This window comes from Janthinobacterium sp. PSPC1-1, from assembly GCF_049897625.1.
Lineage (GTDB): Bacteria > Pseudomonadota > Gammaproteobacteria > Burkholderiales > Burkholderiaceae_D > Janthinobacterium > Janthinobacterium tructae.
This window is the reverse complement of the sequence record NZ_JAFCWP010000001.1, coordinates 20,619-46,912: the sequence shown is the minus strand read 5'-3', so window position 1 is coordinate 46,912 and position 26,294 is coordinate 20,619. Positions and strand designations below refer to the sequence as shown.

Genomic DNA, 26,294 nt, shown 5'->3' with positions numbered 1-26,294 from the left:
CTGGCAGGCAATCGGCTACCATGGATATTCCCCCACTCTGACGACGGAATACCATGCCCAGCTGGCATCTGACCGACGCCGCCGAACTGGCGGCGCGCTACCCTTACACCTTCTATAAATCACCGCCCGAGGCCATCGCCCAGGTGCGCCCTGGCGAAGTGGTCAAGCTGATCTTCGCCTTCCACAGCGACGATCCGCAGGCGCCGGGCGCCGAGCGCATGTGGGTGCTGGTGGAGACGATCGAGCCACATGGGCACTTTACGGGCAAGCTCGACAACATGCCCGGCTACATCGCCGATCTGCACGCCAAGGACGCCATCACCTTCGAAGCGCGCCACATCATCAATACGCAACACGACGATGACGACAATCTCGTCAACCGCTATGCGGGCCTGTGCTTCGTGACGAAAAAAGTGCTGGAAGACGGCGCGCCCGTCGGCTATCTTTACCGCGAAGAGCCGGACAACGGCGACGACAGCGGCTGGCGCTTCACGGCCAACGACGAGAGCGACGACTACATCAACGACAGCGCCAACGTGGCCCTCGTGTCGCTGGGCGCCGTGCTCCGCGTGGACGACCGCTTCATCCGCCTGCTGGATTCTCCGGCCGGGTCAGCCTATGCTTTCGACCACAACACGCAACAATTCATGGCGGTTGACGAATGACAACTGATGAACTGAAAGACTTTTGCGCGGCGCAGCCAGGCGCGCAAGCCGTACTGTACGGTGCGCCGTCGAACATCCTCGTGCTTGAAGTGAGCGGCAAGAAATTTGCCTACTTTAAGACCAGCGCACCGGAGCAGTGGCGCTTCAGCCTGCGGGTCAGCGCGGAACGCTTTATCGAGCTGACGGACATGCCCGGCGTGAAACCGGCCCGCTACATGGGCCGTTTTCACTGGGTCACCATCGTCGATGTGACACGCTTCCCGGCCGATTACCTGATGGAACTGGTGCAGGATAGCTACGCGCGCGCCGTGGCCAGCCTGACGCGCGCGCAAAGGGCGACCATCGCCTAGAGCGCTTCCTCGCCCGCCATGGCGCGGTCGATGTCTGCGCGCGTCAGGTCCGGCGCCAGTTGCAGGATGAACTCGTAGGCGTAGGCGCGCAGATAGGCGCCGCGGCGCACGGCCAGGCGCGTCGTGTTGCTGGCGAACAGATGCGATGCTTCCACCGCCCGCAAGCCCTTGTCGCGGCCATGGTCGAAGGCCATCGAGGCGACGATGCCCACGCCCAGGCCCAAGGTCACGTATTGCTTGATGACGTCGGAATCCATGGCGGTGAGGATGATGTCGGTCGCCACGCCCGCCTTGGCGAACGCATCGTCGATATGGCCGCGTCCCGTGAAACCCTTGTCGTAGGTAATCAACGGATATTTGGCCAGGTCTTCCAGGCGGATGGGCGAGTGTTCAAGCAGCGGGTGGCCGTCCGGCACGACGATCAGATGGCTCCAGCGGTAGCACGGGAACGACACGAGGTCGGGGAACTGGCTCAGGCCTTCCGTGGCGATGCCGATATCGGTCTTGCCCGACAACACCCATTCCGCAATGTGCTCGGGCGCGCTTTGTTGTAGCGCAATGCGCACGTCGGGATAGGCGGCGCGGAAGCCCTGCACCACTTTCGGCAACGCATAGCGCGCCTGCGTGTGGGTGGCCGCCACCGACAGGGTGCCGCTGGTCTGGCCGCTGTATTCCAGGCTGGCCTGCTGCAGGTTTTCCGCCTCGATCAAGAGGCGATCGACGATTTTCAAAATGCCCTTGCCCGGCTCCGTCAAGCCCGTCAAGCGCTTGCCGTTGCGCTCGAAGATGACCACGCCCAGCTCGTCTTCCAGTTCGCGGATTTGCCGGCTCACGCCCGGCTGCGACGTGAACAGGGCGTTCGCCACTTCCGTCAGGTTGTAGCCGCGGCGCGCCGCTTCGCGGATCGAGCGCAGTTGTTGAAAGTTCATATATTTTCAGCCCTTAGGTTCTTGTTGGTTCAACGAACACGTGCAGGCGTTTCGGGCGGACAACTAACGTCTCGCCCTCCTTCAGTTGCAGATGCGTAAAACGCTCGTTCGACATCACCGCTTCGATCAGTTCGCTGTTATCGATGCGCTGCAAGTCCAGCTGGGCCAGCGGGCCGATGGCATGCGCGCGGCTCAGTTTCACCACGATGCCTTCGGCGCCCTGCGTGTAGCGGTCGATTTCCAGGTCGTGTGGACGCACATAGGCCGTGCCCTTGCTGTCGCTCACGCCAGCATAATCGGGCACCTCGAAGCTGGCGTCACCGGTGGCCATCACGCCGTCATGCACGCGGCCATGGAACAGGTTGACGTTACCCAGGAAGCCGTAGACGAAAGGCGAAGCCGGATGGTTGTAGACTTGTTCCGGGGAACCGAGTTGCTCGACGGTGCCCTTGTTCATCAGCACCACCTGGTCGGCCACTTCCAGCGCTTCTTCCTGGTCATGCGTGACGAAAATACTGGTGACGTGCAAGTCGTCATGCAGGCGGCGCAGCCAGCGGCGCAATTCCTTGCGCACCTTGGCATCCAGGGCGCCGAACGGTTCGTCCAGCAGCAGCACGCGCGGCTCGACGGCCAAGGCGCGCGCCAGGGCGATACGCTGGCGTTGCCCGCCCGACAGCTGCGGCGGATAACGGTCGGCCAGCCAGTCCAGCTGCACCAGCTCCAGCAAATCTTTCACTTTACGGCGGATCTGGTCTTCCGACGGGCGCTCGCTGCGCGACTTCACGCGCAAGCCGAAGGCCACGTTTTCAAACACGGTCATGTGCTTGAACAGCGCATAGTGTTGAAAGACGAAACCCACCTGGCGCTCGCGTACGTGGCGGTTCGACGCGTCCTCCGCGTCCAGCAGCACCTGGCCGCTGTCCGGGTGTTCCAGACCGGCGATGATGCGCAGCAAGGTCGTCTTGCCGCAGCCGGACGGGCCCAGCAGGGCCGTCAGTTCGCCGGCGGGAAAGTCCAGCGAGATATTGTCGAGGGCGACGAAATCGCCGAAGCGCTTGTGGATGTTTTTAACTGCGATGGTCATATCAGTGCTCCGTAGAACGTAAGGCGGAATCGTCGGCGTCGCTCTCGTTCAAACGCCACTCAATGAAAGCTTTCAAGGCCAGGGTCACCAGCGCCAGCAGGGCCAGCAGCGAGGCGACGGCAAACGCGGCGGCAAAGTTGTACTCGTTGTACAGAATCTCCACTTGCAGCGGCATGGTGTTCGTTTCGCCACGGATATGGCCGGAGACGACGGACACGGCGCCGAACTCGCCCATGGCGCGGGCGTTACACAGAATCACGCCATACAGCAAGCCCCACTTGATATTTGGCAAAGTCACGCGGCGGAACGTGTTCCAGCCCGACGCGCCCAGCACGAGTGCCGCCTCTTCCTCTTCGCTGCCCTGCGACTGCATCAGCGGGATCAGTTCGCGCGCGACGAAGGGGAAGGTAATAAAGATGGTGGCCAGCACGATGCCGGGCACGGCAAACAGGATCTTGATGTCGTGTTCCTGCAGCCATGGTCCGAACCAGCCCTGGGCGCCGAACATCAGCACATAGATCAGGCCGGAAATCACGGGCGAGACGGAAAACGGCAAGTCGATCAGGGTCAGCAGGATGCTCTTGCCGCGGAACTCGAACTTGGCGATGCACCAGGACGCGGCCACGCCGAACACCAGGTTCAGCGGCACGGCGATGGCGGCCGTGATCAGGGTCAGCTTGATGGCGGAAATCGCATCCGGATCGATGATGGCGGCGATATACGCTTCCCAGCCCTTCTTGAACGCTTCGGCAAACACGGCCACCAGGGGCACGATCAGGAACGCCGTCAGGAACAGCAAGGCGATGCTGATCAATACCGTGCGCACCCACAACGGTTCCAGCACGACAGGCCCGACATTCGGTTCGAAACGGCGCGCTTTTGGCAGCGCATCTTCCACATTCGCCACGGCAGTGATATTCGTACTCATGATTTCTTCGCCTTTCCGCGCGTCCATGCTTGCAGCAGGTTAATCGTCAACAACAGCAGGAAGGACACCACCAGCATCACCACGGCAATGGCCGTGGCGCCTGCGTAATCGTATTGTTCCAGCTTGGTAATAATGAACAGCGGCGTGATTTCCGACACCATCGGCATGTTGCCGGCGATAAAGATCACGGAACCGTACTCGCCCGTGGCGCGGGCGAAGGCCAGCGCAAAGCCCGTCAGCAAGGACGGCAAAATCGTGGGGAAGATGACGCGAATAAACGTTTGCAGCGAATTGGCGCCCAGGCTGGCGGCCGCTTCTTCCAGTTCCTTTTCCGCGTCTTCCAGCACCGGTTGCACGGTGCGCACGACGAAGGGCAAGCCGATGAAGGTCAGCGCCACCACCACGCCCAGCGGCGTGAACGCCACCTTGATGCCCAGCACGCCTTCGATGAACTGGCCGAACCAGCCGTTCGACGAGTACAGAGCCGTCAGGGTGATGCCTGCCACGGCCGTCGGCAAGGCGAACGGCAAGTCGACCAGCGCGTCGATGATGCGCTTGCCGGGGAATTTATAGCGCACCAGCACCCAGGCCAGGATGCCGCCAAACACCACGTTCAGCAGGGCAGCGATCAGCGAGGCGCCAAACGTCAGCCGGTACGACGCCATCACGCGGTCGGACGTGACGGCACTGAAGAAGGCGTCCCACGTCATGGTGAAGGTTTTCAGGAACACCGACGAGAGTGGAATGAGAACGATCAAGGCCAGGTAAAAGAGCGTGAAGCCCAGTGACAGCTTGAAACCCGGCATGACCCGAAACGGCGCGCCGCGCGCCTTGATCGGTGCTGCTGATGCTGATGCTGCTGCAGACATAGAAACCCCTTCTTATTACATTTTTGAGTTATAGGGTGCAATATTCACATGCAATCGTTATAAAAAGAACTAACCATTTCTCATTTGCTTAGATGGATTTTGCATACTTGCTGGCAGAATCGACGGACGAAAAAAAAGGGGTCGGACCCTGCGGGTCCGACCCCTGCTCTTGGGGTGGGGTTGGGGTGGGCACACACTTAACCCAACACCTTGACGGCTGGGGTCTGACCCATAGGGTCTGACCCCGTTCTCACTTGTTCGGCTGCGGCGTCAGACGGAGATATGGCTTGGCAGCCGTAAAACCCTTCGGATACTTCTGCTTGATCACATCCGGTTCTTGCACGGTCAATGGAATGATGACGTCGTCGCCATCTTGCCAGTTGCCGGGCGTGGCCACCGTGTAGCCATCCGTCAGCTGCAGGGCATCGAGGACGCGCAGGATTTCATTGAAGTTGCGGCCCGTACTGAGCGGATACGTGAGGATCAGCCGTACCTTTTTGTTCGGGTCGATGATGAAGACGGAGCGCACGGTGGCCGTGACGGATTGCTCCGGGTGGATCATGTCGTACAGCACCGACACTTTCTTGTCGACGTCGGCGATGATGGGGAAGCCCACCACGGTGTTTTGCGTCTCTTCGATATCCTTGATCCAGCTCTTGTGCGACTCGGCCGCGTCCACGGACAGGGCGATGGCTTTCACGTTGCGCTTGTCGAATTCCGGCTTGAGCTTGGCCGTCAGGCCCAGCTCCGTCGTGCACACGGGGGTAAAGTCGGCCGGGTGGGAAAACAGCACCACCCAGGAATTGCCAGCCCACTCGTGGAACTTGAGCGGGCCGATCGAGCTGTCTTGTTCAAAATCAGGGGCGACATCGCCCAGGCGTAAAGTCATCGTGCTCTCCTTGTGAGGTTGTATGGCGGGATGTTCGTCGTATCAGGCTGCCTGACGGTGGCGCTTGTCGCTTTGCGCCAGATCAAACAGTGTTTGCAGTTGCGCCTGGCCGTAGACCCAGTCACCAAGGCGCGACTCGGCGTTGATATGGCCCAGCGCACCGCCATCAATATACTTGCAATTCCAGCGCCGTGCCCACTGCGCCGCGTGCTCGGCCGTCATCCACGGGTCCGTCTGGCTGGCGATCAATATGCCGGGACAAGGCAGCCGCTTTTGCGGCAAGGCTTTCGCCACGCCAAACTTGTCCGGATCGGCCGGCCCCACCAGCAGCACGCCGGCCACGCCTTGCGGGTCGCGGGCCAGGCTGTGCGCCGTCGCCAGGCAGCCGAAGCTGTGGGCGACGATCAGGGTTGGGCGCGCATCTTGCCGCCGCACCTGGTCCAGGCGCGCCGACCAGGTGGCCAGCTCGGGTTCGTTCCAGTCATCCTGCTCGACCCGCTCGAATTGCGGATACAGGCGCTGCCAGCGGCTCTGCCAGTGCTCGGGACCGCTGTTATGCAAGCCCGGCACGATCAGTACCCGGTAATCGGAAAAGCTGCGCAGCGCCATGATGGATCCCTTTTGGTAGCAGTCTGGCAACCGTTCCCGATTGCCATCCGATATTACTTGGGTTGGTAGATCTGGTCGAAGATGCCGCCGTCGGCAAAGTGCGCCTTCTGGGCCGACGTCCAGCCACCGGCCACTTGCTCGATGGTGAACAGGTTGACCTTGGCAAACTGCGACGCGTATTTCTTCGCCGCCTTGTCCGTTGCCGGACGGTAGTAATTCTTGGCGATGATGTCTTGCGCTTCGTCCGTGTACAGGTAGTTCAGGTAAGCCTCGGCCACCTTGCGCGTGCCGTGCTTGTCGGCAAACTTATCGACGACGGCGACGGGCGGCTCGGCCAGGATGCTGACGGACGGCGTGATGATGTCAAACTTGGTCGGGCCCAGTTCCTTGACGGCCAGGTAAGCCTCGTTTTCCCAGGCGATCAGCACGTCGCCGATGCCCCGTTCAACGAAGGTGGTGGTGGCACCGCGTGCGCCGGAATCGAGCACGGGCACGTTTTTATACAGTTTGCCGAGGAAATCCTTGGCCTTGGCTTCATTGCCGCCCGGCTGGCGCAGCGCGTAGCCCCAGGCTGCCAAATGATTCCAGCGGGCGCCGCCCGAGGTTTTCGGATTCGGCGTGATGACGGACACGCCCGGCTTGATCAGGTCGCTCCAATCCTTGATGCCTTTCGGGTTACCCTTGCGCACCAGGAACACGATGGTCGAGGTGTACGGCGCACTGTTGTGCGTCAAGCGCTTTTGCCAGTCGGCGGCCAGCAGTTTGTGCTCGGCCAGCGCATCGATGTCATAGGCCAGGGCCAACGTGACCACGTCCGCTTCCAGGCCGTCGATGACGGCGCGCGCCTGCTTGCCGGAACCGCCATGCGATTGCTTGATCTTGACGTTGTCGCCCGTCTTGCCTTTCCACTCCTTGGCAAATGCCGTGTTCACATCCTGGTACAGCTCGCGCGTCGGGTCATACGACACGTTGAGCAGGGTGATATCGGCGGCCTGCGCCGTTTGCAGAATAGCAAACGCGCTGAGGGCGGCGGCAATGATGATTTTTTTCGACAGCATCTAAGATCCCCGTGTGGTTGAACTTTCAGAGCCACCAGATTACGGCGCAACGGCCGCAAAGAGAACGAAGCGTTTCGCCGTTTGATATGCGATTTTCGCATATGGGCGACGCGCAACGGGGATAAAGCAGTTAATAAAAACGGTTGAACAGGACAACTACCCAGGTAGAAAAGGCCAGGATGCACGTGAGCAGCACGGCGGCGCTGCCGAAGTCCTTGGCGTTTTTCGACAGCGGATGAAGCTCGAGCGAGATGCGGTCGACCACGGCTTCCAGCGCGGAATTGATCAATTCGACGATCAAGACCAGCAGCAGCACGCCGATCAGCACCAGTTTTTCAAAGGCAGAGATGCGCAGCAGCAAGGCAATCAGCGTGCCGACGACGAACAAGCCTAGTTCCTGGCGGAACGCATGTTCATGGCGCCAGGCCGCCTTCAAGCCGTCGAGCGAGTAGAAAAAGGCGGAAAAAATCCGTTTCAAGCCGCTCTTGCTCTTGAATTCATTGACAGGTTGCATAGTTTTCCATGGTTCAAAGTACGTCCAGCCATCAATTATGACGGCCAACATGAGAATTGTGACAATTTATTCGCTGAATATCTCGGAACATTTCACTATTTTTTCACATCATGGTATAAAGAAGAATGAATACTGCATTGCACCAAATCCATCATGAAAATTGAACCGGTCGCTGCCCCGAAGACGACGATCCAGGTCATCGAACGCATGGTCGCCCTGCTCGATGCCCTGGCCAAATATTCCGACCCGGTCAGCCTGAAGGAATTGTCCAAGGTTTCCGGCCTGCACCCCTCGACGGCGCACCGCATCCTCAACGACATGGTGCTGACGCGCTTTGTCGACCGCATCGAACCGGGCACGTATCGCCTGGGCATGCGCCTGCTGGAACTGGGCAATGTGGTGAAAAGCCGCCTCAGCGTGCGCGAAGCGGCGCTGGACTTCATGCGCCAACTGCACAAGAAAACCCAGCAAACCATCAACCTGTCCGTGCGCCAGGGCGACGAGATCGTCTACATCGACCGCGCCTTTTCCGAGCGCTCGGGCATGCAGGTGGTGCGCGCCATCGGTGGCCGCGGCCCGCTGCACCTGACCTCGACCGGCAAGCTGTTCCTGTCAGTCGACGAGCCGAAAGCCATCCGCGCGTACGCCACGCGCACGGGCTTGGCCGGGCACAACAAGAATTCCATCACGGATCTGCAAAAACTCGAGCGCGAGCTGAGCCTGGTGCGCGAGCGCGGCTATGCGCGCGACAATGAAGAGCTGGAGCTGGGCGTACGCTGCATGGCCGCCGGCATCCGCGACGATTCAGGCAAGCTGATCGCCGGCCTGTCGATCTCGGCGCCAGCCGACCGCCTGCAGGATGAGTGGCTGGGGGATCTGGTGGAGACGGCGAACCAGATTTCCGTCACCTTGGGATTCATTCCTCAAGACTAATAATGCAGGGCAGCAACGCTGCCCTGTTTCTTTTACCCGCCAGGCAGGCTCATGTTGGCGGGTTTCAATGCCTCCAGCCACTTGCGCATGCGTCCCGCATCAGCCGTACGCGACTGTTTTCCCTTGGAATCGAGGAAGACCATGATCACGGCCCGTCCTTCGATGACGGCCTGCATCATCAGACAACGTCCCGCCTCGTTGATGAAGCCCGTCTTTTGCAAGCCGATTTCCCAGCCCGGGTTGGCCACCAGGTGATTCGTATTGCCAAACTGCATGGGCTGGCCGCTGGCTTCGACGATGGCTTTCGGGTCCGTCGAGTATTGGCGCAGCAGCGGATGGCGGAAGGCCGCCATTGCCAGCTTGCCCAGGTCGCGCGCGCTGGCCACGTTCATTTTCGACAAGCCGCTGGAATCGACGTAATGCGTATCCATCATGCCCAGTTGGCGCGCCTTGCTGTTCATGGCGTCGACAAAGGCCGGCAAGCCGCCCGGATAATTGCGGCCCAGCGCCGAGGCGGCGCGGTTTTCCGAGCTCATCAGGGCGATATGCAGCATATTCGCGCGCGTCAATTGCGAGCCCACTTTCAGGCGTGAGCTGCTGAACTTGGCGCGATCGACGTCCTCGTCCATGATCGTCAGCACTTCATCCATGTCCTGGCGCGCTTCGACCACCACCAGGCCCGTCATCATCTTGGTGATGGAGGCGATGGGCAGGGCCACATTGGAATTCTTTTCAAACAGCACTTCCGAATTGGCCTGGTCCAGCACCAGCGCCACGCTCGATTTGAGGTCGAGCGGATCGCGCGTGAGGTTCAAACCAGCCAGGTCGCCCATGGTGGGCATCGGTGCGGCCATGGGCACGGCCACGCTGCTGACTTTTTGATAGATGACCTTGCGTTTGCCGCGCACCATGACGACCCGGCGCACGGTCTTTTCGCGCGGCGCGGCCGTCGTGCCCTTGCGCAGCACGACTTTGACTTTCTTGGTATTGTGTTTCTTGGAGGCTGAGGATTTGCCGTTCGCTTCCTTGGCGTGCACGGCCGCAGCCGGCGCCAACGCAAACAGCAGGGAAGCCAGGACACCCAGCGCAAGTTTAAACTTAGCCATTCGATAATTCCCCGTGAAGCTGTTGCCTTATTGCAGTGTAGCGAAATGCAGAGTAATCGCAAGCCTATTTAACAGTTGGGACAGTATTTATTGCAGCAACGAAATACAAATCGTTGCCGATCAGCAAACAAACTCATCCTTAATCAACTGATTGCGTGCGCAAATCGCTGGAAATGTCTATTGATCCATGAATTTAACAAAGCCGGCCAGCGGCTCACGTTCCGTGTTCAAGCGGTTCTCGATCTTGTCCGGGTCGGCATAGCCGAGGGCCATGCCGCACACCACCATTTCGCTGGCCGGCACGCCCAGTTCCTCGCGGATGATGTCATGGTAATGGATGAAGGCAGCTTGCGGGCAGGTATCGAGTCCCCGCGCGCGCGCCGCCAACATGATGTTTTGCAAGAACATGCCGTAGTCGAGCCAGGAACCCTGTTCCAGCACCCGTTCGATGGTAAAGATCAGGCCCACGGGCGCATCGAAAAACTGGAAATTGCGTCCATGCTGGGCCGCCATGCCGGCCGTGTCGCCCCGCTCCAGGCCCAGCAACTGATACAGGTCCAGGCCGATCTTGCGGCGGCGTTCGATGAACGGCGCCGTCCACTGGCGCGGGTAATAGGTATAGGACGCCGTGCGCGCGGGGGCGTCCGGCGCCTTCGGTGCGACATAGGCGTCGAGGATGCGGCGCGACAGGCGCAGGCGCGCCTCGCCCGACAGCACGTACACTTTCCACGGCTGCATGTTGGCGCCCGAGGGCGCGCGCGCGGCCACTTCCAGGATGCGCGCGATATCATCCTGCGCCACCGGCGTGGGCAAAAAGGCGCGGATCGAACGGCGCGACACAATGACGGCGTCCACGGCTTGCTGCGCCGACCTTGTTTCAGATGCTTGCTTGTTCACTGCCCTGCTCTCCCGCTATAGCTATATCTATTTCTTGACAACAAACACCACGCCGACCACGGCCACCAGCATGCCGGCGATACCCAGCATATTAAAGGCTTCGCCAAACATCAGCCAGGCCATCACGGCCGTCGTGGGCGGCGTCAGGTACAGCAAGCCCGTCACTTTCGTCGCATCGCTGCGGCGGATCAGGGCAAACAGCAGGAAAATGGCGCCGATGGACAGCACGAGTACCGACCACAGCAAGGCGCCAATAAAATTGGCCGTCCATTGCACGTTGCTGAAATGCAGGTCCAGCCCCTCGTAATACAGGGCGAATGGCAACACGACCACGATGGAGGCGGCAAACTGCACCACCGTGCCGGTGCGCAAGTCGAAATGCGGACAGTGGCGTTTTTGATACATGGTGCCGGCCGTCATCGACAGCAGGGCAAACACGCACAGCAGCACGCTTTCCACGGTCAGGCCCACGAGATTGATCTTGGCGTACACGACGAGGGCCACACCCAGCAAGCCAAAGAGCAAGCCCAGCCACTGGCGCGGGCGCACGGATTCGCCGATCAGGGGCGCAGCGCAGGCCGTCAGCACAGGCTGCATGCCGACGATCAGGGCGGAGAGGCCGGCCGGCATGCCCAGCTTGATGGCGCACCAGACGCCGGCCAGATAGCCGGCCTGCATCAGGATGCCGGCCACGGCGATCTGGCGGAACTGTCCCACGGGCCACGGTGCGCGCAACAGCAACACCAGCGGCAGCAGGATCACCAGCACGCCCAGGAAGCGCAGCAGCAAGAAGGTCAGCGGCGGCGCGTACGGCAGGCCGAACTTGGCGACGATAAAACCTGTGCTCCATAACAACACAAAGAAGCCGGGCAAGGCCATCGGCGCCAGGGTCGTCAAGAAAGAGGTTTTGGGGGCTTTACCGCTGGCGCCAGCCGCGGCGGGAAGATTGGACATGATATCAACTCGGGAAACGGGGTCGGCACCGGGGCGCTGCGCCAGTGCGGGAGGCAAAGTCTAGCATGCTGCGCCGCACTCGTCCTGAAAGGCGGGGAAATAACAGTTTAGGGTTAAACCATTGACACCCAGAAATCAAATATTTCTCTTTAGAAACAATGGTTTTTGATGTAAATCTATTCAATTGTTGCATCGCACAAGAATCGCTTGACTTCGTTTTTTTTAGCCGTAGAATAGGGTTTGTTGCGTTGCACAATTCTTGTTCAGCTTGAAAATTTAGATTCACCTGCTTTCCCAAACGGTACACGCAGCATCAAATTAACCAGATTTCGATTTTTTGGAGATTTATATGTTTTCAATTCCTGAGCAATTTTCGTCCGCTACCAAAACCAACCTGGAAGCCCAATTCGCCCTGTTCTCGTCGCTGACGAGCAAAGCCTTCGAAGGCATCGAAAAGATCGTCGAACTGAACCTGACCGCTGCCAAGGCAACGCTGGAAGAATCGACCGCTGCCGCCAAGCAATTGCTGTCGGCAAAAGATCCACAAGAATTCTTCTCGCTGAGCGCTGCTCAAGCCCAGCCTAGCGCCGAAAAAGCCATCGCTTACGGTCGTCACCTGGCTGCCATCACGTCGGGCACCCAAGCCGAGTTCAGCAAAGCAGCTGAATCGCAAATCGCTGAAACCAACCGCAAAGTCCTGTCGCTGGTGGAAGAAGTCACCAAGAACGCGCCAGCCGGTTCGGAAAACGCCGTCGCCATGCTGAAAAGCGCCATCGGCAACGCCAATGCAGGCTACGAGCAGTTCTCGAAAACCAGCAAGCAAGCCGTCGAAGCCATCGAAGCAAACCTGACATCGGCCGTGAACCAGTTCACGCAAGCGGCCGAAAAAGTCGTGCCACGCACGGCTGCCAAGTAATTATTGCGCGACCGCTACGGCGGTCCGCTGTTATCGGCTCCTCCAGGCATCCATCCCGCACTTCCCCGACGGATGCCATTATGCCCCAGCCCAGCTGGGGCATTTTTTATGCCTGAGCACTTCCTGAACGCGCTTACTCCCCCAGATACGCCGCCTTCACGCGCGGGTCGTCGAGCATGGCGGCCGCATTACCGCCCATGGTGACCAGGCCGGAATCCATCACATAGCCGCGGTGCGCCGCTTGCAGGGCCAAACGGGCATTCTGTTCGACCAGCAAGATCGTGATGCCTTCGGACGAGACCTTGCGGATCACCTCGAAGATTTTCTCGACCATGATGGGCGACAGGCCCATCGATGGCTCGTCGAGCAACAGCAGCTTCGGATGGCTCATCAGGGCGCGCGCCATGGCCAGCATCTGCTGCTCGCCGCCCGACAGGGTGCCGGCCATCTGCGCCGCCCGCTCTTTCAAGCGGGGAAACACGTCGAACCATTTCTCGATATCGGCCTCGACACCCGCCTTGTCCGTGCGCGTGTAGGCGCCCATCATGAGGTTTTCGCGGATCGACATGCGGGTAAACACGCCCCGCCCCTCCGGCACCATGGCCAGTTTCCTTTCCACCAGGTGAAACGACTTCGTGCCCTTGAGCGATTCGCCCAGGTAACTGATCGTGCCCTCGACCTTGCAGGCCGGCAGGGTGCCCGTGATGGCTTTCAAGGTCGTCGTCTTGCCGGCGCCGTTCGCGCCGATCAGGGCGATCAGCTCGCCTTCGTTGACTTCCAGGTCGATACCCTTGACCGCCTTGATGCCGCCGTAGGCCACGTGCAAGCCCGCCACTTTCAATACAGTCTTGTTCAAGCCATTGTTACTCATGCGTGCGATCCCCCCAGGTAAGCCTCGATGACGGCCGGGTTTTGTTGTATTTCGGCCGGCAAGCCTTCGGCGATGCGCTTGCCATATTCGAGCACCGTGATGCGGTCGCACAGTCCCATCATCAGTTTCACGTCGTGCTCGATCAACAGCACGGTCTTGCCTTCGGCCTTGATTTTCACCAGCAACTCGCGCAAGGCCAGCTTTTCCGTCGCATTCATGCCCGCCGCCGGCTCGTCGAGGGCCAGCAGCGTGGGGTCGGTGGCCAGCGCGCGGGCAATTTCCAGGCGCCGCTGGTCGCCATACGATAAAAAGCGCGCCGTGCGGCTGGCGAACTGGGCGATGCCGACGAAATCGAGCAACTCCATCGCCCGCTGGCGGATGGACGCCTCTTCCTCGCGCGCCGCCTTGTGGCGGAAGATGGCGCCGAACACGCCTTGGTGCGAGCGCACATGGCGCCCCACCATGACGTTTTCCAGCGCCGTCATGTCGCCAAACAGGCGGATATTCTGGAAGGTGCGCGCGATGCCCGCCTTCGCCACCTTGTGCGGTGCCGACGGCGAATACGGCTTGCCGGCCAGCTCGAAGGTGCCCGTATCGGGCTGGTACAGACCCGTGATGACATTGAAAAAGGTCGTCTTGCCGGCGCCGTTCGGGCCGATCAAGCCGTAAATCTGCCCTTGCCGGATGGTGATGCCCACATCGGTCAGCGCCTGCAAGCCGCCGAAACGTTTATTCACGCCGGCGATATTGAGAATGATCTGTTCGCTCATGCTATCCCTCCCTTATGCGGACACGACGCCGGTGGATTTATTCGGCTGGTCCACATCGTGGTCGGGCCGGTCTTCGTGCTTCGGCGATGGCCACAGGCCGGCGGGACGGTTGAGCATGATCAACACCATGGCCAGGCCGTACAGCAACTGGCGCAGCACTTCCGCCTCGATTACCACGTGGCCGAACAGCGCCTGCTGGGCCGGTTCCACCACGTGGCGCAGCACTTCCGGTATCGAGGCGAGGATCACGCCGCCGAGGATCACGCCGGGGATATGGCCGATGCCGCCCAGCACCACCATGGCCAGCACGGCGATCGATTCCGTCAGCGAGAACGATTCGGGCGAGACAAAGCCCTGGAACGAGGCAAACATGGCGCCGGCCACGCCGCCGAACGAGGCGCCCATGGAAAAGGCCAGCAATTTGACGTTGCGCGTATTGATGCCCATGGCCTTGGCAGCGATCTCGTCTTCGCGGATGGCCACCCAGGCACGGCCCAGGCGCGAATGCTGCAGGCGCTTGGTGACGAACACGACGGCGATGCACAGGAAGAGGAACAAAAAATAATAGGCGTTCACGGACGGCATGGAAAAGCCGGCCACCACGACGGTGCTGTTGGTGCCCGCCTCGCCCGCCAGGTTGACGCCGAAGATGCGGATCGGGTCGATCAGATTGATGCCTTGCGGGCCATTCGTGAAATTGATCGGGTCGTTCAAATTGTTCATGAAGATGCGGATGATCTCGCCAAAGCCCAGGGTCACGATGGCCAGATAGTCGCCGCGCAGCTTCAAGGTCGGCGCGCCCAGCAAGGCGCCGAACAGGCCCGCCACGGCAGCGGCCAGGGGCACGATGAGCCAGATCGACAAATGGATGCCGTTTTCGCGGATTTCCGGCCCCATCAGTTGCACCAGGGTTTCACCCAGCACGGGATATTGATTCACCACCGATTCGAGCAGGATGGCGAACTGTGGCGACGCCAGCAAGGCCGTCAGGTAAGCGCCCACGGCGTAGAAGGCGATGTAGCCCAGGTCGAGCAGGCCGGCAAAGCCGACGACGATGTTCAGGCCCAGGGCCAGCATGATGTACAGCAAGGCCATGTCGATGATGCGCACCCACGAGTTGCCGAACTGGGCGGCAAAGAACGGGAACACCATCAGCAGCGCGGCCAGGCCCAGCATGCCGGCGTAGGCTTTGGCCGGATTTTTCTTAGCGTCAAAATCGAGTAGTGCCATGATTTAATCTCCCAGTTTCACATCAGGCACGGTCGGCCACTCGTTCGCCCATGATGCCGGACGGGCGCAAGGTCAGCACGATGATCAGCACGACGAAGGCAAAGATATCCTGGTAGTGGCTGCCCAGAAAGCCGCCCGTGATGTCGCCGATATAGCCGGCGCCCAGGCTCTCGATAATGCCCAGCAAGATACCGCCCAGCATGGCGCCATAGATATTGCCGATGCCGCCCAGCACGGCCGCACAGAAGGCTTTCAAGCCGGGGATGGCGCCCATGGAAAATTGAATCGAGGCATAGTTGGCGCCCCACATCACGCCGGCCACGGCCGCCAGCGCGGCGCCGATGGCAAAGGTGGCCACGATGACCTTGTCGGAATCGACGCCCATGAGGCCCGCCACGCGGGGGTTTTCCGCCGTGGCGCGCATGGCGCGGCCCATTTTCGTCTTTTCCACCAGCAATACCAAGCCGCCCATCGACAGCGCGGCCAGGGCCAGCAGCAACACTTGCGTTTGCGAAATCACGGCGCCGCCTATGTTGATGGGGTCGGTCGACAGCAATTGCGGGAAGGGCAAGGGATTGCGCGTCCAGATCATCATGGCGAAGGTTTGCAGCAGGATGGAGACGCCGATGGCGGTAATCAGGGGGGCGAGGCGGGGGGCGTTGCGCAGGCGGCGGTAGGCGACCCGCTCGATGATGATGTTGACCAGAATACAGATGGGTATGGCGCCGAGGATGGCGGTGGCCAGTTTCAGGTAGCCGGGCCAGTCCGGTACATAAATGCCCAGCAGCTTGAGGATGGTCAAGCCCACCATGGCGCCGATCATGAGCACGTCGCCGTGGGCGAAGTTAATCAGGTTCAAGACGCCGTACACCATTGTGTAACCGAGGGCGACTAAGGCATACATGCTGCCCAACACCAAGCCGTTGATGATCTGCTGGATGAATGTATCCATGATTGCCCTATCAAATATGATGCATTTTGCGGGAACAACTTCGGCCAGAATATGTCGCTGATACAAAAACGGCACCGGAGGAAGAATTCCTGCAGTGCCATCCTTGGACCGTTCTCACCAGCATGGTGCACGCACTTAAAACGGGCGTGACCTTGCTTAGTCATAACGACAACATATTCAAGCTTGAAGCAATCATAACGATCTTTTGCAAAAACTAAGCTTGGAATAAATCGATCATTTCCGAATTAAATTCGGTTTTGAGGTAACTATTTCATCGATACTTAATCGTCCTGCAGACTCAGGCCACGTCGCGCTTGAGGCCATCGAGGCCTTTCGGCATCGGGAACGTGACGGCTTCCTGCACGCCGTCGAGGGGGCGCACGCTCTTCACGCCACACTCTTTCAAGCGGTCGATGACGGCTTGCACCAGCACCTCGGGCGCCGAGGCGCCAGCGGTCACACCCACGCGCAGCTTGCCTTCCAGCCAGGCGGGGTCGATCTGCGAGGCATTGTCGACCATGTAGGCAGGAGTGCCCATCTTCTCGGCCACTTCGCGCAAGCGGTTCGAATTCGAGCTGTTCGGGCTGCCCACGACGATCACCACTTCCACTTGCGGCGCCATGAATTTCACGGCTTCCTGGCGGTTCGTGGTGGCGTAGCAGATGTCGCCTTTTTTCGGCTCGGCGATGTTCGGATATTTCAGCTTCAAGGCCTCGATAATGTCGCGAGTGTCGTCAACTGACAACGTTGTTTGCGAAACATAGGCCAGGCTCTCCGGATTGGCGACCTGTAATGCCGCCACATCATCGAGCGTTTCCACCAGATGCATGCCCATGTCGGCCTGCCCCATCGTGCCTTCCACCTCGGGATGGCCGTCGTGGCCGATCATGATGATCTCGCGGCCTTCGCGGCGCATCTTGCCCACTTCCATGTGCACCTTGGTGACCAGCGGGCAAGTCGCGTCAAAGATGCTCAGGCCGCGCGATTCCGCCTCCGCGCGCACGGCTTTCGACACGCCATGCGCGGAAAACACGAGCGTATTGCCAGCAGGCACGTCATCGAGGTCATCGATGAAGATGGCGCCCTTGTTGCGCAAGTCGGCCACCACATAGGCGTTGTGGACGATTTCATGGCGCACGTAGATCGGCGCACCAAATTGCTGCAAGGCACGTTCGACGATTTCGATCGCCCGGTCGACGCCAGCGCAAAAACCACGGGGCTGGGCCAGTAACAGTTCTTTATCCATCGCTATTCCTTCACAGCACCGAAATGAGCTTGACTTCAAAGCGCAGCGGCTGACCTGCCAGCGGATGATTGAAGTCGAACAGGGCTGAATCCTCGCGCATTTCGCGCAGCACGCCGGCAAAGCGGCCGCCGCCCGGCGCGGCGAAGTCGACCAGGTCGCCGATCTTGTAGTCGGCGCCCGGCACCGAGTTCTCGTCCAAGGTCGCGCGCGAAACGGACTGCACCAGCTCGGGATTGCGCTCGCCAAAGCCTTCGCCGGCGGCCAGCTCGAACGTCTGGTGCGTGCCTTCAGGCAAACCCAGCAAACGCTGCTCGAGGAATGGCGCCAGCTGGCCCTGTCCCAGCATCAAGGTAGCAGGATTTCCGCTAAAGGTAGTGACAATATCAGTACCGTCAACAGTAGCAAGACGATAATGCAGGGTGAGGTAAGCCGCTTCGGTGACGACTGCTGGTTGCTCGTTGGACATAGTGAGTTTTCAAGTAGCTGATGCAAAACGATATTGTAAGCCACACTGGCCGCGCCTGCGCCATGGCTTCGTCAAAGAAGACCACGCTGGGGCAAGCGCCGGTGACAAACAGGAGAACAGCATGGGCATCAAGGACTGGCCGGCCAGCGAACGGCCACGCGAACGCCTGATCGAGGATGGCGCACACTCGCTGTCGGATGCGGAATTGCTGGCCGTGTTCCTGCGCACGGGCGTGCGCGGCAAAAGCGCCGTGGAGCTGGCACGTGACACGGTCGAGCACTTCGGCTCCCTGCGGGGCCTGTTTGGCGCCAGCCTCGTGAGTTTTTCCGCCGTGCATGGCATGGGCAGCGCCAAGTTTGCCCAGCTGCAAGCAGTCATGGAACTGGCGCGGCGTGCCATCATCGAGGATTTGCAGGCGGGCCAGGCCCTCAATTCGCCGCACGCCGTCAAAGACTATTTGCGCCTGACCCTGGGCAACCTGGCGCATGAAGCGTTTCATGTGTTGTTTTTGGACGTCAAGAACCGCCTGATCACGACCCGCGAAATGTTTCGCGGCACCCTCACCCACACCAGCGTGTATCCGCGCGAAGTGGTGAAACAAGCGCTGCTGCACAACGCGGCCAGCGTGATGCTGGCCCACAACCACCCGTCCGGCACGCCTGAGCCCAGCGAATCAGATTTATTGCTCACGCGCGCGCTGGTGCAGGCCTTGTCGCTGGTGGACGTGCGCATCCTCGACCATTTCGTCGTGGCCGGTCGGCAAGTGCATTCGTTTGCGGAACACGGCCAGATCTAGCACAGACGCGGCATGGCAGCGGTCAATTATCAGTTAACCATGTGTAAACAAGGACATACGTGACAGCAGCAGGACGCTTATCTAACAGTAAACAGTCCTGTTTACCAGTGCTTTCCCCTATGAAGAAGGGTAAAAGTTAAATTGTTAAATTATTTCAATACAACATGACACAATTGTTTTTCGCAAGTCATTGATAAATCTGCTTATTTTGGATATACTCTCGTTTTTCCAATTTGGAATATCTTTAAGGAGTGCGCCATGGCACGTGTTTGCCAAGTCACTGGGAAGAAGCCGATGGTCGGCAACAATGTTTCCCATGCAAACAACAAAACCAAACGTCGTTTTTTGCCTAACTTGCAGAATCGTCGTATTTTTGTTGAATCTGAAAACCGCTGGGTCTCCCTGCGTTTGTCCAACGCCGGTCTGCGCGTCATCGATAAAGTCGGCATCGACGCCGTATTGGTCGATATGCGCGCTCGTGGCGAAAAAGTCTAATTAGCAGAATAAGGGAGCTATCATGGCAAAATCAGGCCGCGACAAAATCAAGTTAGAATCGACCGCCGGTACGGGTCACTTCTACACGACTACCAAAAACAAGCGTACGACGCCTGCGAAAATGGAGATCATGAAATTTGATCCTAAAGCACGCAAGCACGTAACGTACAAAGAAACCAAAATCAAGTAATTGATCTTGTGTTCTGTAAAAAGAGCCGCTCCGATGAGCGGTTTTTTTTCGCCCTGATTTTGACGCCGCCCTCCCCCTTTGCCAGGGCGAAAAAAAAGGCCCTGGAATCCAGGGCCTTGATATGGCGCAACAGGCTAATCAGGCATAGCTGCGCAGGCGCAGTGAAAAATCCTGCAGCGACTGGATGCCCGACGCTTCGGCGCGCGTGCACCAGTCTTGCAGCTTCTGCAGCAATTGCTCGCGCGTAAAGTGCGAACGCTCCCAGATGGCACCCAGCTCCACGCGCATGTGGTGCATGGTTTCCAGCGCCTTGCTGTGCTGGAACAATTCCGACAGCTGTTCATGGTGCGCCTCGGCCAGCTTGCCCGGCTCGCGCTGCATCAGCTTGCGCGACGATTTCAGGAAACGCTTTTCCAGTTCGGCCTTGTGCTTCAGGTGTTCCAGCTCTTCCTTCCAGGCATGCTTGATCGATTTCGCGTACTTGGCCATCACGTCGTAGCGGTTGGCGATGACCGACTGCAAGGTCTCGAAGTCCGCTTCCAGCTTGCCGTGCGAGAACTTCGGTTCCGGCGCCAGCTTTTTCACCTTGGCCAGGCCCAGCATTTCCAGCGCGCGGATATACGCCCAGCCGATATCGATTTCATACCATTTCGACGACAGCTTGGCCGACGTGGCATACGTATGGTGGTTGTTATGCAACTCTTCGCCGCCGATCAGGATGCCGAAGGGAATGATGTTGGTGGCCGCGTCGGCGCAATCATAGTTGCGGTAGCCCCAGTAGTGGCCGATGCCGTTGATGATGCCGGCTGCCGTGATGGGGATCCACATCATTTGCACGGCCCACACGGAAATGCCGATCACGCCGAACAACACGAAATTGATGACGAACAGCGACACCACGCCCAGCCAGCTGTACTTGGTGTACAGGTTGCGCTCGATCCAGTCCGTCGGCGTGCCGTGGCCATACTTGGCCATGGTTTCCATGTTCTTCGATTCAGCGCGATACAGCTCGGCGCCTTCCCAGAACACTTTCTTGATGCCGCGCGTCACGGGGCTGTGCGGATCTTCTTCCGTATCGCACTTGGCATGGTGCTTGCGGTGGATGGCCGCCCACTCCTTGGTCACCTGGCCCGTCGTCAGCCACAGCCAGAAACGGAAGAAATGGCTGGGGATGGCGTGCAATTCCAGCGCACGGTGAGCCTGGTGGCGGTGCAGATAAATCGTGACGCTGGCAATCGTGATATGCGTGACCACCATGGTGTACAGGAAAACTTGCCATGCGGTCAGATCGGTAATGCCAGTTGCCATGAACTGCAAAACGTCGTGTAAAACGGAACTCAATGTCATTACTACTACTCCAAGTGGACAGGCATGCGCACGGTCGCTCCAGTGACTCTGGAGGTCCGGCGGAGTTAATTTTAGGCGTAATTGTACGCCCTAATGGGTGCTATCAGGCAAAATCGGAGGCAGGCAGCGAGGTTAAGGCTGGGTGCCGGATGGCGCGGACTCACCCTCTGCCGCGCTGGCAAGCGGGGCAGGAGGCGTACCAACAATACGCAATTCGCGTTGCGGAAACGGTACAGTGACCTTATGTTCCTGCAAGGTGCGCCAGATGGCGCGGTTCACATTCGACTTCACGCCGCCGGTGCCGTTTTCCGGGTCGGCGATCCAGAAGCCGATCTGCACATCGAGGCCGTCGGCCCCGAAACGCACGAGGGTGGCCGATGGTGGATTGCTTTGCGACACACGCGGCACCTTGGCCGTCGCCGCTTCCAGCAAGGGGAAGATGACATCGATATCCGTTTCATAGCCCACCGACACGGCCGTCGACAGCCACACCATGCGGTTGCTCAGCGACATATTCTGCACGCCGCCGGAAATCAGCATTTCATTCGGCACGATGGATTCAACGCCATCGCCACCCAGTAATACAGTATAGCGCGTATTGATCTGCGTCACCTTGCCCGTAAATTGACCCACCGTGATCATGTCGCCGATGGTCAGGCTGCGGTCGAGCAGGATGATGAAGCCGGAAACGAAGTTCGCGGCGATCTTTTGCAAGCCGAAGCCCAGCGCCACGCCGAAAGCGCCGCCAAACACGGACAGCACCGTCAGGTCGATGCCCACCAGCGACAGGCTGACCAGAACGGAAACGAGGATCAGCACGGCGCGCCCCATGCGCGACAGCACCACGCGCAAGGAGGTGTGCAGACCCTGCATTTTCATCAGCCGCTCGTCGAGCGAAGTGCCGGCCCACATGGCCAGCACCAGCAGCACGGCCACGGAAATAGCGGCTTGCAAGATGGCAGCCACGGACACCTTGTTGCGTCCCAGCGGCACGACGATGCCCTCCAGGAAGGCATGCAGATCCGGCCACAGGCCCGTGATATACAGGGCCATGCCGGCCCACACCACCACCGTGAATATCTTTTCCAGCAACAACATAGTGGGGCTGATGTCGCCATGGCGGGCAAAAATACGGCGCAGCACATAAAAACCAAAGCGCACCAGCGCCATCGAGGTGCACAGGGGGATGGCAATACTGAGCAGATTCACCGACTGGAACTTGGCCAGGAAATGTTGCGCAATGCCCAGCAACATGGCCGCCAGCACGGGCGTCAGGATGCGAATGAAACTGTCCGTGCGCTGCAAGGTTTCCGGCGTAGCCGGGACAGCGGCCGCTTCCGCCCGCTGGTGCAGGAATGCGCGCAACTGCCGCACCAGCAGCCAGCTCAGTGCCAGGCAGGCGACGATGACCAGCGCCTGCCACAGGATGGCCGGTTGACGGAAATCGTCGACAAAGTCAGTGATCAGGTTGAGCAGCGGGGTTTCATTCATGGCGGATGGTCTGGAAGATGGTGCAGGGAAATAACCGGGCGGGGCGCCCACAGCCTGCGCCAGACTGGCTGGCGCAAGTGCATGGCCACCGCTGCGATGCTGCAGCGGCGGCCCGTGACCAACTTATTCGGCTGGTTCAGCGTCAACGTCGTCGGCCGGTTTTTCATCGGCGTAGACTTTTTTCGGCATGACCTTGCGCTCGAACACGGCGGCGAAGAAGCCGTCGGTATGGTGCAGGTGCGGCAGCAATTTCAGGTAGTCGCCCATTTCCAGCTCGATCTTCTGTTCGGCCAGCACCTTGCTCATCGGCACCAAGGTGAAGTCCGGATGGGCCGCCAGGAATTGCTCGGCGATAAAATCGTTTTCTTCGTTCAGGAAACTGCAGGTGGCGTACACCAGACGGCCACCGCCCTTGACCAGGCGCGCCGCGCCGGCCAGGATGGCTGCCTGCTTGGCTTGCAGTTCGACGATGGAGTTCGGTTGCTGGCGCCATTTCACGTCCGGATTGCGGCGCAGGGTGCCCAGGCCGCTGCACGGGGCGTCGACCAGCACGCGGTCGATCTTGCCGGCCAGGCGCTTGATCTTGGCATCGCGCTCATGCGCGATCTGCACCGGATGCACGTTCGACAGGCCGCTGCGGGCCATGCGCGGTTTCAGCTTGGCCAGGCGCTTTTCCGACACATCGAATGCATACAAACGGCCCGTGTTGCGCATCAGCGCACCTAATGCGAGCGTCTTGCCGCCCGCGCCGGCACAGAAATCGACCACCATCTCGCCGCGCTTGGCGCCGACGATTTGCGACAGGATCTGGCTGCCCTCATCTTGCACTTCGATGGCGCCGCTCTGGAACAACGGCATGTTTTGCAGCGATGGCTTCTTGATCACACGCAGCCCCAGCGGCGCGTAGGGCGTCGGGGTGCTGAGGATAGGTGCTTCGGCCAGAGCCAGCATCACGTCTTCACGCGTGGCCTTGAGCGAGTTGACGCGCAAGTCCAGCGGCGCCGGTGCGTTCAGCGCATCGGCCAGCTTCATGGTTTCCGCTTCGCCGAACTGGGCGATCAGCTTGTCGAACAGCCAGGTCGGCATGTTGGCGCGCATGTTCGACGGCATCAGGCTGCGGTCGATCTGCGTGATGCGTTCCAGCCATTCCACTTCTTCTTCCGTCAGGCCGCCCAGGGAGTCGGCACCAACGGCTTCGGCCAGGCCGAGGATGGTCAAACGGCGCATGGTCGGGCCACTGCCCGCTTCGGCGAAATCGGTAAAGAACGATTTGTTGCGCAGCACGGCATAAATGCCTTCGGCGATGGCGCCGCGTTCGCGCGAACCGAGGCGCGGATGGTCGCGGAAATAGCGCGACAGGGTGGTGTCGGCCGGGGCCGTGAAACGTAAAATTTCGCGCAATACTTCTTCAGCATTGGCAAGTATCGCTGGTGGCAATCTCATTGTTATTCTTCCTGTAATATTTTATTGAGGGTCCACGCGGACCTGGCCATGCTCGACTGACAGTTTATCGTCAATGAACAGGCGGATGGCGCGCGGGTAAAGCAAATGTTCCTGTACCAGCACGCGCGCCGATAAGCTGTCTTCTGTGTCGCCTGGCAAGACTGGCACCACCGCACTCGCCACGGCCGGGCCATGATCGAGCTCGGCAGTTACGAAATGCACGGTCGCGCCGTGTTCCGTCACACCCGCCTCGAGCGCCTGGCGGTGCGTCGCCATGCCCGGGAACAGCGGCAGCAGCGACGGGTGGATATTGAGCATGCGCCCCGCGTAATGCTCGACGAAGGGCGGCGTCAGGATGCGCATGAAACCGGCCAGCACGACCAGGTCGGGGGCGAAGCCGTCGATCACGGCTTGCAGCGCCGCATCAAACTGCTCGCGGCTGACATAATCCTTGTTGGCAACGACTGCCGTCGCTATCCCATGTTCCGCGGCAAAAACCAGTCCCTGGGCATCGGCCCGGTTACTGATGACGGCGGCAATACGGGCTGGCCATTGCTCGGCTTGCGCCGCGCGCACGACCGCTTCCATGTTGCTGCCGCGTCCGGAAATGAGGATAACGATATTTTTCATAGCGCGCATTGTACCCGCTATGGCGATGCGAATCTAGAAAGGCCGGTATTATTGTTGCGGCGCAACATAAGCGCCGGCGCGCCGCAGCCGCCCGGCGATGCTGACTGCCATCGGCACGGGAGGCCGGCTTCAGGGCATCGCGGCAAGAGTAAGTATTTACTCGAACGAATAGAAGACGCGGAACGGCACTTTCTTCTCGGCCCAGTAGTCGGCCGCATCGCGAAACACGTCGAGCAGGATCTCGCGCGCTTCCTTGTCGAATTTTTGCGTATTTGGCAATTGCTCGAGCACCACCAGGAAGCCCGTTTGCGTGCCGGCCTTGTGCATGGTATCCGTCAGGCACAGGCGCAGGGCATCGAAATTCTTTGCCAGGTTTTTCGGGAACAAGAATGCTTCTGCAATAATGCCGATGACTTGTTGTTTGGTCTGTCCAGCGTTGCAATGCGCATATAAAAAGTGCTGCCCGAGACGGATCGCCTCGTCTTGTAACTCGGTCACGCGAAAGGCACGGATGGACTGGACAAGGTTGGGCGGCACGGTTAGTAACAAACTCATTTTTCCCTCAAATCGACCTGTTATGTATGGATTTGTTTAAGTAACCCCCAATAAATTATTGTGATTTCTAACTTCCATAACCGGCGCTCTGCGGCGTTGCCCACTGCTAGCAGTGCTCGCACTGCGTCGCAGCGGACGCCTTGCATAGCATCCGGTTCTGTTCGTTATAAATTTACAATATTTTCCTGAGCATTACTTAGCTGCTCTTCTTATTGCATCCCCGCACGCGGGTCAATGCGCACGCGGTGATTCGATCTGTATCAACTTTTATGCGATTCAGTGCGATTTTATATAAGCCATACGCGTATTAGGGTAACGTGTTGTCCTGTATGAATCAACCCGAATGTGATGTCAAACGCAAGATTTGTTACAAACCGCTGGTTTCAAGTCACTTCAACATCTTGTATCGATTGAAAGTGCATGTTACAGACTGTGGGGCAAGGGGCTTGGGCTGTTACATTTTGTTGCCATGCGAACGACAACCGGCCAGCGAGTCGGATTACTATAGACTCAAGTTGTAAAAAATACCCTGAAAGATTCTCTACATAATGAGGTTAGAAATGAACTTGCAAGCCAAATTGATGATGTCAGCCCTCTGTATCGGCACATTGCCACTCGCTCAGGCTGCCGACTTTGAAGATTTCGGCAAGGTCGTGCGCGTCGTGCCGCAAGTGGAACAGATCAATCGTCCACGCCAGGAATGCCGCACGGAATACGTGCAAGTCCAAGCGCCGCCGCAACAGCGCAGCGCTGGCGGCTCCATCGTCGGCGGTATCGCCGGCGCCCTGCTCGGCAGCCAGGTCGGTGGCGGCAATGGCCGCACGGCCGCCGCCGCTGCCGGCGCGATTGCCGGCGCCGTCGTCGGCGACCGTGTCGACAACCAGAACAACTACCAGGGCGGCATGCAGGAACAAGCCGTCAAGCAATGCCGCCAGGTCGACCACTGGGAATCGCGCAACAATGGCTACCAGGTCACCTACGACTACCGCGGCCGCAACTACACGAGCATCATGTCCTACGATCCGGGCGAACGCGTCCGCTTGCGTGTCTCCATCGAGCCAGCACAGCAGTAAGCGCAACAAGCGGCCCGTACCATGCCAGCCCCAGCGGC

At 59.5% G+C, this 26,294-nt stretch carries 30 protein-coding genes; 8 read left to right on the top strand and 22 right to left on the bottom strand.

Translation table 11 applies throughout. The features are described from left to right. Positions 1 to 53: 53 nt before the first annotated feature. Together ACP7EG_RS00245 and ACP7EG_RS00240 are read left to right on the top strand one after the other, a co-directional pair. A complete protein-coding gene (locus ACP7EG_RS00245; protein WP_426085950.1) occupies positions 54 to 665 on the top strand; it encodes an immunity protein Imm33 domain-containing protein in 612 nt (203 codons plus the stop codon). Then, the gene (locus tag ACP7EG_RS00240) at positions 662 to 1,015 is read left to right on the top strand and encodes an MmcQ/YjbR family DNA-binding protein (RefSeq protein ID WP_426085949.1); all 354 of its coding nucleotides are present in this window, start codon (positions 662 to 664) and stop codon (positions 1,013 to 1,015) included. The genes ACP7EG_RS00245 and ACP7EG_RS00240 overlap by 4 nt, the downstream gene beginning before the upstream one ends. On the opposite strand, the gene ACP7EG_RS00235 is transcribed toward ACP7EG_RS00240, so the two are convergent. From ACP7EG_RS00235 to ACP7EG_RS00200, 8 genes are all read right to left on the bottom strand, one after another. Continuing rightward, positions 1,012 to 1,944, bottom strand: a complete 933-nt coding sequence (locus ACP7EG_RS00235; protein ID WP_426085948.1) for a CysB family HTH-type transcriptional regulator — start codon at positions 1,942 to 1,944, stop codon at positions 1,012 to 1,014. The two genes, ACP7EG_RS00240 and ACP7EG_RS00235, sit on opposite strands and share 4 nt — an antisense overlap. Positions 1,945 to 1,957: 13 nt before the next feature. Beyond that, positions 1,958 to 3,028: a sulfate/molybdate ABC transporter ATP-binding protein gene (locus tag ACP7EG_RS00230; RefSeq protein ID WP_096237561.1), complete on the bottom strand. Its 1,071-nt coding sequence runs from the start codon at positions 3,026 to 3,028 to the stop codon at positions 1,958 to 1,960. 1 nt (position 3,029) lies between these two features. Then, positions 3,030 to 3,956 carry a sulfate ABC transporter permease subunit CysW gene (gene cysW, locus ACP7EG_RS00225; protein WP_243136539.1) on the bottom strand — a complete coding sequence of 309 codons (927 nt, stop codon included), beginning with the start codon at positions 3,954 to 3,956 and terminating at the stop codon, positions 3,030 to 3,032. Continuing rightward, positions 3,953 to 4,825 carry a sulfate ABC transporter permease subunit CysT gene (cysT, locus tag ACP7EG_RS00220; protein ID WP_426085947.1) on the bottom strand — a complete coding sequence of 291 codons (873 nt, stop codon included), beginning with the start codon at positions 4,823 to 4,825 and terminating at the stop codon, positions 3,953 to 3,955. The genes cysW and cysT overlap by 4 nt, the downstream gene beginning before the upstream one ends. Positions 4,826 to 5,075: 250 nt before the next feature. Next, positions 5,076 to 5,714 carry a peroxiredoxin gene (locus tag ACP7EG_RS00215; RefSeq protein ID WP_426085946.1) on the bottom strand — a complete coding sequence of 213 codons (639 nt, stop codon included), beginning with the start codon at positions 5,712 to 5,714 and terminating at the stop codon, positions 5,076 to 5,078. 42 nt (positions 5,715 to 5,756) lie between these two features. Beyond that, the gene (locus ACP7EG_RS00210; RefSeq protein ID WP_289945492.1) at positions 5,757 to 6,323 is read right to left on the bottom strand and encodes an RBBP9/YdeN family alpha/beta hydrolase; all 567 of its coding nucleotides are present in this window, start codon (positions 6,321 to 6,323) and stop codon (positions 5,757 to 5,759) included. A gap of 53 nt (positions 6,324 to 6,376) precedes the next feature. Next, positions 6,377 to 7,381, bottom strand: a complete 1,005-nt coding sequence (locus ACP7EG_RS00205; RefSeq protein WP_426085945.1) for a sulfate ABC transporter substrate-binding protein — start codon at positions 7,379 to 7,381, stop codon at positions 6,377 to 6,379. A gap of 130 nt (positions 7,382 to 7,511) precedes the next feature. Next, complete coding sequence (locus ACP7EG_RS00200; protein ID WP_426085944.1) at positions 7,512 to 7,895, bottom strand: diacylglycerol kinase; 384 nt, start codon at positions 7,893 to 7,895, stop codon at positions 7,512 to 7,514. Between the two features lie 153 nt (positions 7,896 to 8,048). On the opposite strand from ACP7EG_RS00200, the gene ACP7EG_RS00195 reads away from it, so the two are divergent. Further along, positions 8,049 to 8,828: an IclR family transcriptional regulator gene (locus tag ACP7EG_RS00195; RefSeq protein WP_096237566.1), complete on the top strand. Its 780-nt coding sequence runs from the start codon at positions 8,049 to 8,051 to the stop codon at positions 8,826 to 8,828. Positions 8,829 to 8,860: 32 nt separating this feature from the next. Here ACP7EG_RS00195 and pbpG read toward each other — a convergent pair whose 3' ends face one another. The 3 genes from pbpG to ACP7EG_RS00180 all read right to left on the bottom strand — a co-directional run bounded on the left by pbpG (position 8,861) and on the right by ACP7EG_RS00180 (position 11,785). Continuing rightward, positions 8,861 to 9,934, bottom strand: coding sequence for a D-alanyl-D-alanine endopeptidase (pbpG, locus tag ACP7EG_RS00190; RefSeq protein WP_426085943.1), 1,074 nt, complete (start codon positions 9,932 to 9,934; stop codon positions 8,861 to 8,863). A 177-nt stretch (positions 9,935 to 10,111) separates the two neighbouring features. Next, the gene (locus tag ACP7EG_RS00185; protein WP_426085942.1) at positions 10,112 to 10,789 is read right to left on the bottom strand and encodes a nitroreductase; all 678 of its coding nucleotides are present in this window, start codon (positions 10,787 to 10,789) and stop codon (positions 10,112 to 10,114) included. 69 nt (positions 10,790 to 10,858) lie between these two features. Continuing rightward, complete coding sequence (locus ACP7EG_RS00180) at positions 10,859 to 11,785, bottom strand: DMT family transporter (RefSeq protein WP_426085940.1); 927 nt, start codon at positions 11,783 to 11,785, stop codon at positions 10,859 to 10,861. A 349-nt stretch (positions 11,786 to 12,134) separates the two neighbouring features. Here ACP7EG_RS00180 and ACP7EG_RS00175 point away from each other — a divergent pair, with 349 nt between their 5' ends. Further along, a complete protein-coding gene (locus tag ACP7EG_RS00175; RefSeq protein ID WP_071075781.1) occupies positions 12,135 to 12,701 on the top strand; it encodes a phasin family protein in 567 nt (188 codons plus the stop codon). 133 nt (positions 12,702 to 12,834) lie between these two features. Here the strand turns inward: ACP7EG_RS00175 and ACP7EG_RS00170 are convergent, their stop codons facing one another. The 6 genes from ACP7EG_RS00170 to ACP7EG_RS00145 all read right to left on the bottom strand — a co-directional run bounded on the left by ACP7EG_RS00170 (position 12,835) and on the right by ACP7EG_RS00145 (position 18,236). After that, entirely contained in the window at positions 12,835 to 13,572 is a 738-nt protein-coding gene (locus tag ACP7EG_RS00170) for an ABC transporter ATP-binding protein (RefSeq protein ID WP_426085939.1), read from the bottom strand. Next, complete coding sequence (locus ACP7EG_RS00165; protein WP_071075779.1) at positions 13,569 to 14,342, bottom strand: ABC transporter ATP-binding protein; 774 nt, start codon at positions 14,340 to 14,342, stop codon at positions 13,569 to 13,571. The genes ACP7EG_RS00170 and ACP7EG_RS00165 overlap by 4 nt, the downstream gene beginning before the upstream one ends. A gap of 12 nt (positions 14,343 to 14,354) precedes the next feature. Further along, on the bottom strand, positions 14,355 to 15,572 hold the full coding sequence (locus ACP7EG_RS00160; RefSeq protein WP_426085938.1) for an ABC transporter permease subunit: 1,218 nt from the start codon (positions 15,570 to 15,572) through the stop codon (positions 14,355 to 14,357). Positions 15,573 to 15,594: 22 nt separating this feature from the next. Then, positions 15,595 to 16,524, bottom strand: coding sequence for a branched-chain amino acid ABC transporter permease (locus tag ACP7EG_RS00155; protein ID WP_034785168.1), 930 nt, complete (start codon positions 16,522 to 16,524; stop codon positions 15,595 to 15,597). A gap of 298 nt (positions 16,525 to 16,822) precedes the next feature. Continuing rightward, entirely contained in the window at positions 16,823 to 17,770 is a 948-nt protein-coding gene (ispH, locus tag ACP7EG_RS00150; RefSeq protein WP_096237572.1) for a 4-hydroxy-3-methylbut-2-enyl diphosphate reductase, read from the bottom strand. A 10-nt stretch (positions 17,771 to 17,780) separates the two neighbouring features. Then, on the bottom strand, positions 17,781 to 18,236 hold the full coding sequence (locus tag ACP7EG_RS00145) for an FKBP-type peptidyl-prolyl cis-trans isomerase (protein WP_070224501.1): 456 nt from the start codon (positions 18,234 to 18,236) through the stop codon (positions 17,781 to 17,783). Positions 18,237 to 18,357: 121 nt separating this feature from the next. On the opposite strand from ACP7EG_RS00145, the gene radC reads away from it, so the two are divergent. The 3 genes from radC (at position 18,358) to rpmG (ending at position 19,717) form a co-directional block, all read left to right on the top strand. Next, positions 18,358 to 19,032, top strand: a complete 675-nt coding sequence (gene radC, locus ACP7EG_RS00140) for a RadC family protein (RefSeq protein ID WP_099762420.1) — start codon at positions 18,358 to 18,360, stop codon at positions 19,030 to 19,032. A 258-nt stretch (positions 19,033 to 19,290) separates the two neighbouring features. Continuing rightward, positions 19,291 to 19,527, top strand: a complete 237-nt coding sequence (gene rpmB / locus ACP7EG_RS00135; RefSeq protein ID WP_010400928.1) for a 50S ribosomal protein L28 — start codon at positions 19,291 to 19,293, stop codon at positions 19,525 to 19,527. 22 nt (positions 19,528 to 19,549) lie between these two features. Beyond that, on the top strand, positions 19,550 to 19,717 hold the full coding sequence (gene rpmG / locus ACP7EG_RS00130; protein WP_010400929.1) for a 50S ribosomal protein L33: 168 nt from the start codon (positions 19,550 to 19,552) through the stop codon (positions 19,715 to 19,717). Positions 19,718 to 19,855: 138 nt separating this feature from the next. Here the strand turns inward: rpmG and ACP7EG_RS00125 are convergent, their stop codons facing one another. The 5 genes from ACP7EG_RS00125 to ACP7EG_RS00105 form a co-directional block, all read right to left on the bottom strand. Next, positions 19,856 to 21,025, bottom strand: coding sequence for a DesA family fatty acid desaturase (locus ACP7EG_RS00125; RefSeq protein ID WP_425269208.1), 1,170 nt, complete (start codon positions 21,023 to 21,025; stop codon positions 19,856 to 19,858). A 171-nt stretch (positions 21,026 to 21,196) separates the two neighbouring features. Continuing rightward, complete coding sequence (locus tag ACP7EG_RS00120; RefSeq protein ID WP_426085936.1) at positions 21,197 to 22,555, bottom strand: mechanosensitive ion channel family protein; 1,359 nt, start codon at positions 22,553 to 22,555, stop codon at positions 21,197 to 21,199. A 123-nt stretch (positions 22,556 to 22,678) separates the two neighbouring features. After that, positions 22,679 to 23,998, bottom strand: coding sequence for an RsmB/NOP family class I SAM-dependent RNA methyltransferase (locus ACP7EG_RS00115; RefSeq protein WP_219888428.1), 1,320 nt, complete (start codon positions 23,996 to 23,998; stop codon positions 22,679 to 22,681). 21 nt (positions 23,999 to 24,019) lie between these two features. Next, a complete protein-coding gene (purN, locus tag ACP7EG_RS00110; protein ID WP_426085935.1) occupies positions 24,020 to 24,628 on the bottom strand; it encodes a phosphoribosylglycinamide formyltransferase in 609 nt (202 codons plus the stop codon). A 156-nt stretch (positions 24,629 to 24,784) separates the two neighbouring features. Further along, entirely contained in the window at positions 24,785 to 25,183 is a 399-nt protein-coding gene (locus tag ACP7EG_RS00105; protein ID WP_071075771.1) for a barstar family protein, read from the bottom strand. 560 nt (positions 25,184 to 25,743) lie between these two features. Between ACP7EG_RS00105 and ACP7EG_RS00100 the strand changes: the two genes are divergently transcribed. Next, the gene (locus tag ACP7EG_RS00100; protein ID WP_426085934.1) at positions 25,744 to 26,256 is read left to right on the top strand and encodes a glycine zipper 2TM domain-containing protein; all 513 of its coding nucleotides are present in this window, start codon (positions 25,744 to 25,746) and stop codon (positions 26,254 to 26,256) included. The last annotated feature ends 38 nt before the right edge of the window (positions 26,257 to 26,294 follow it).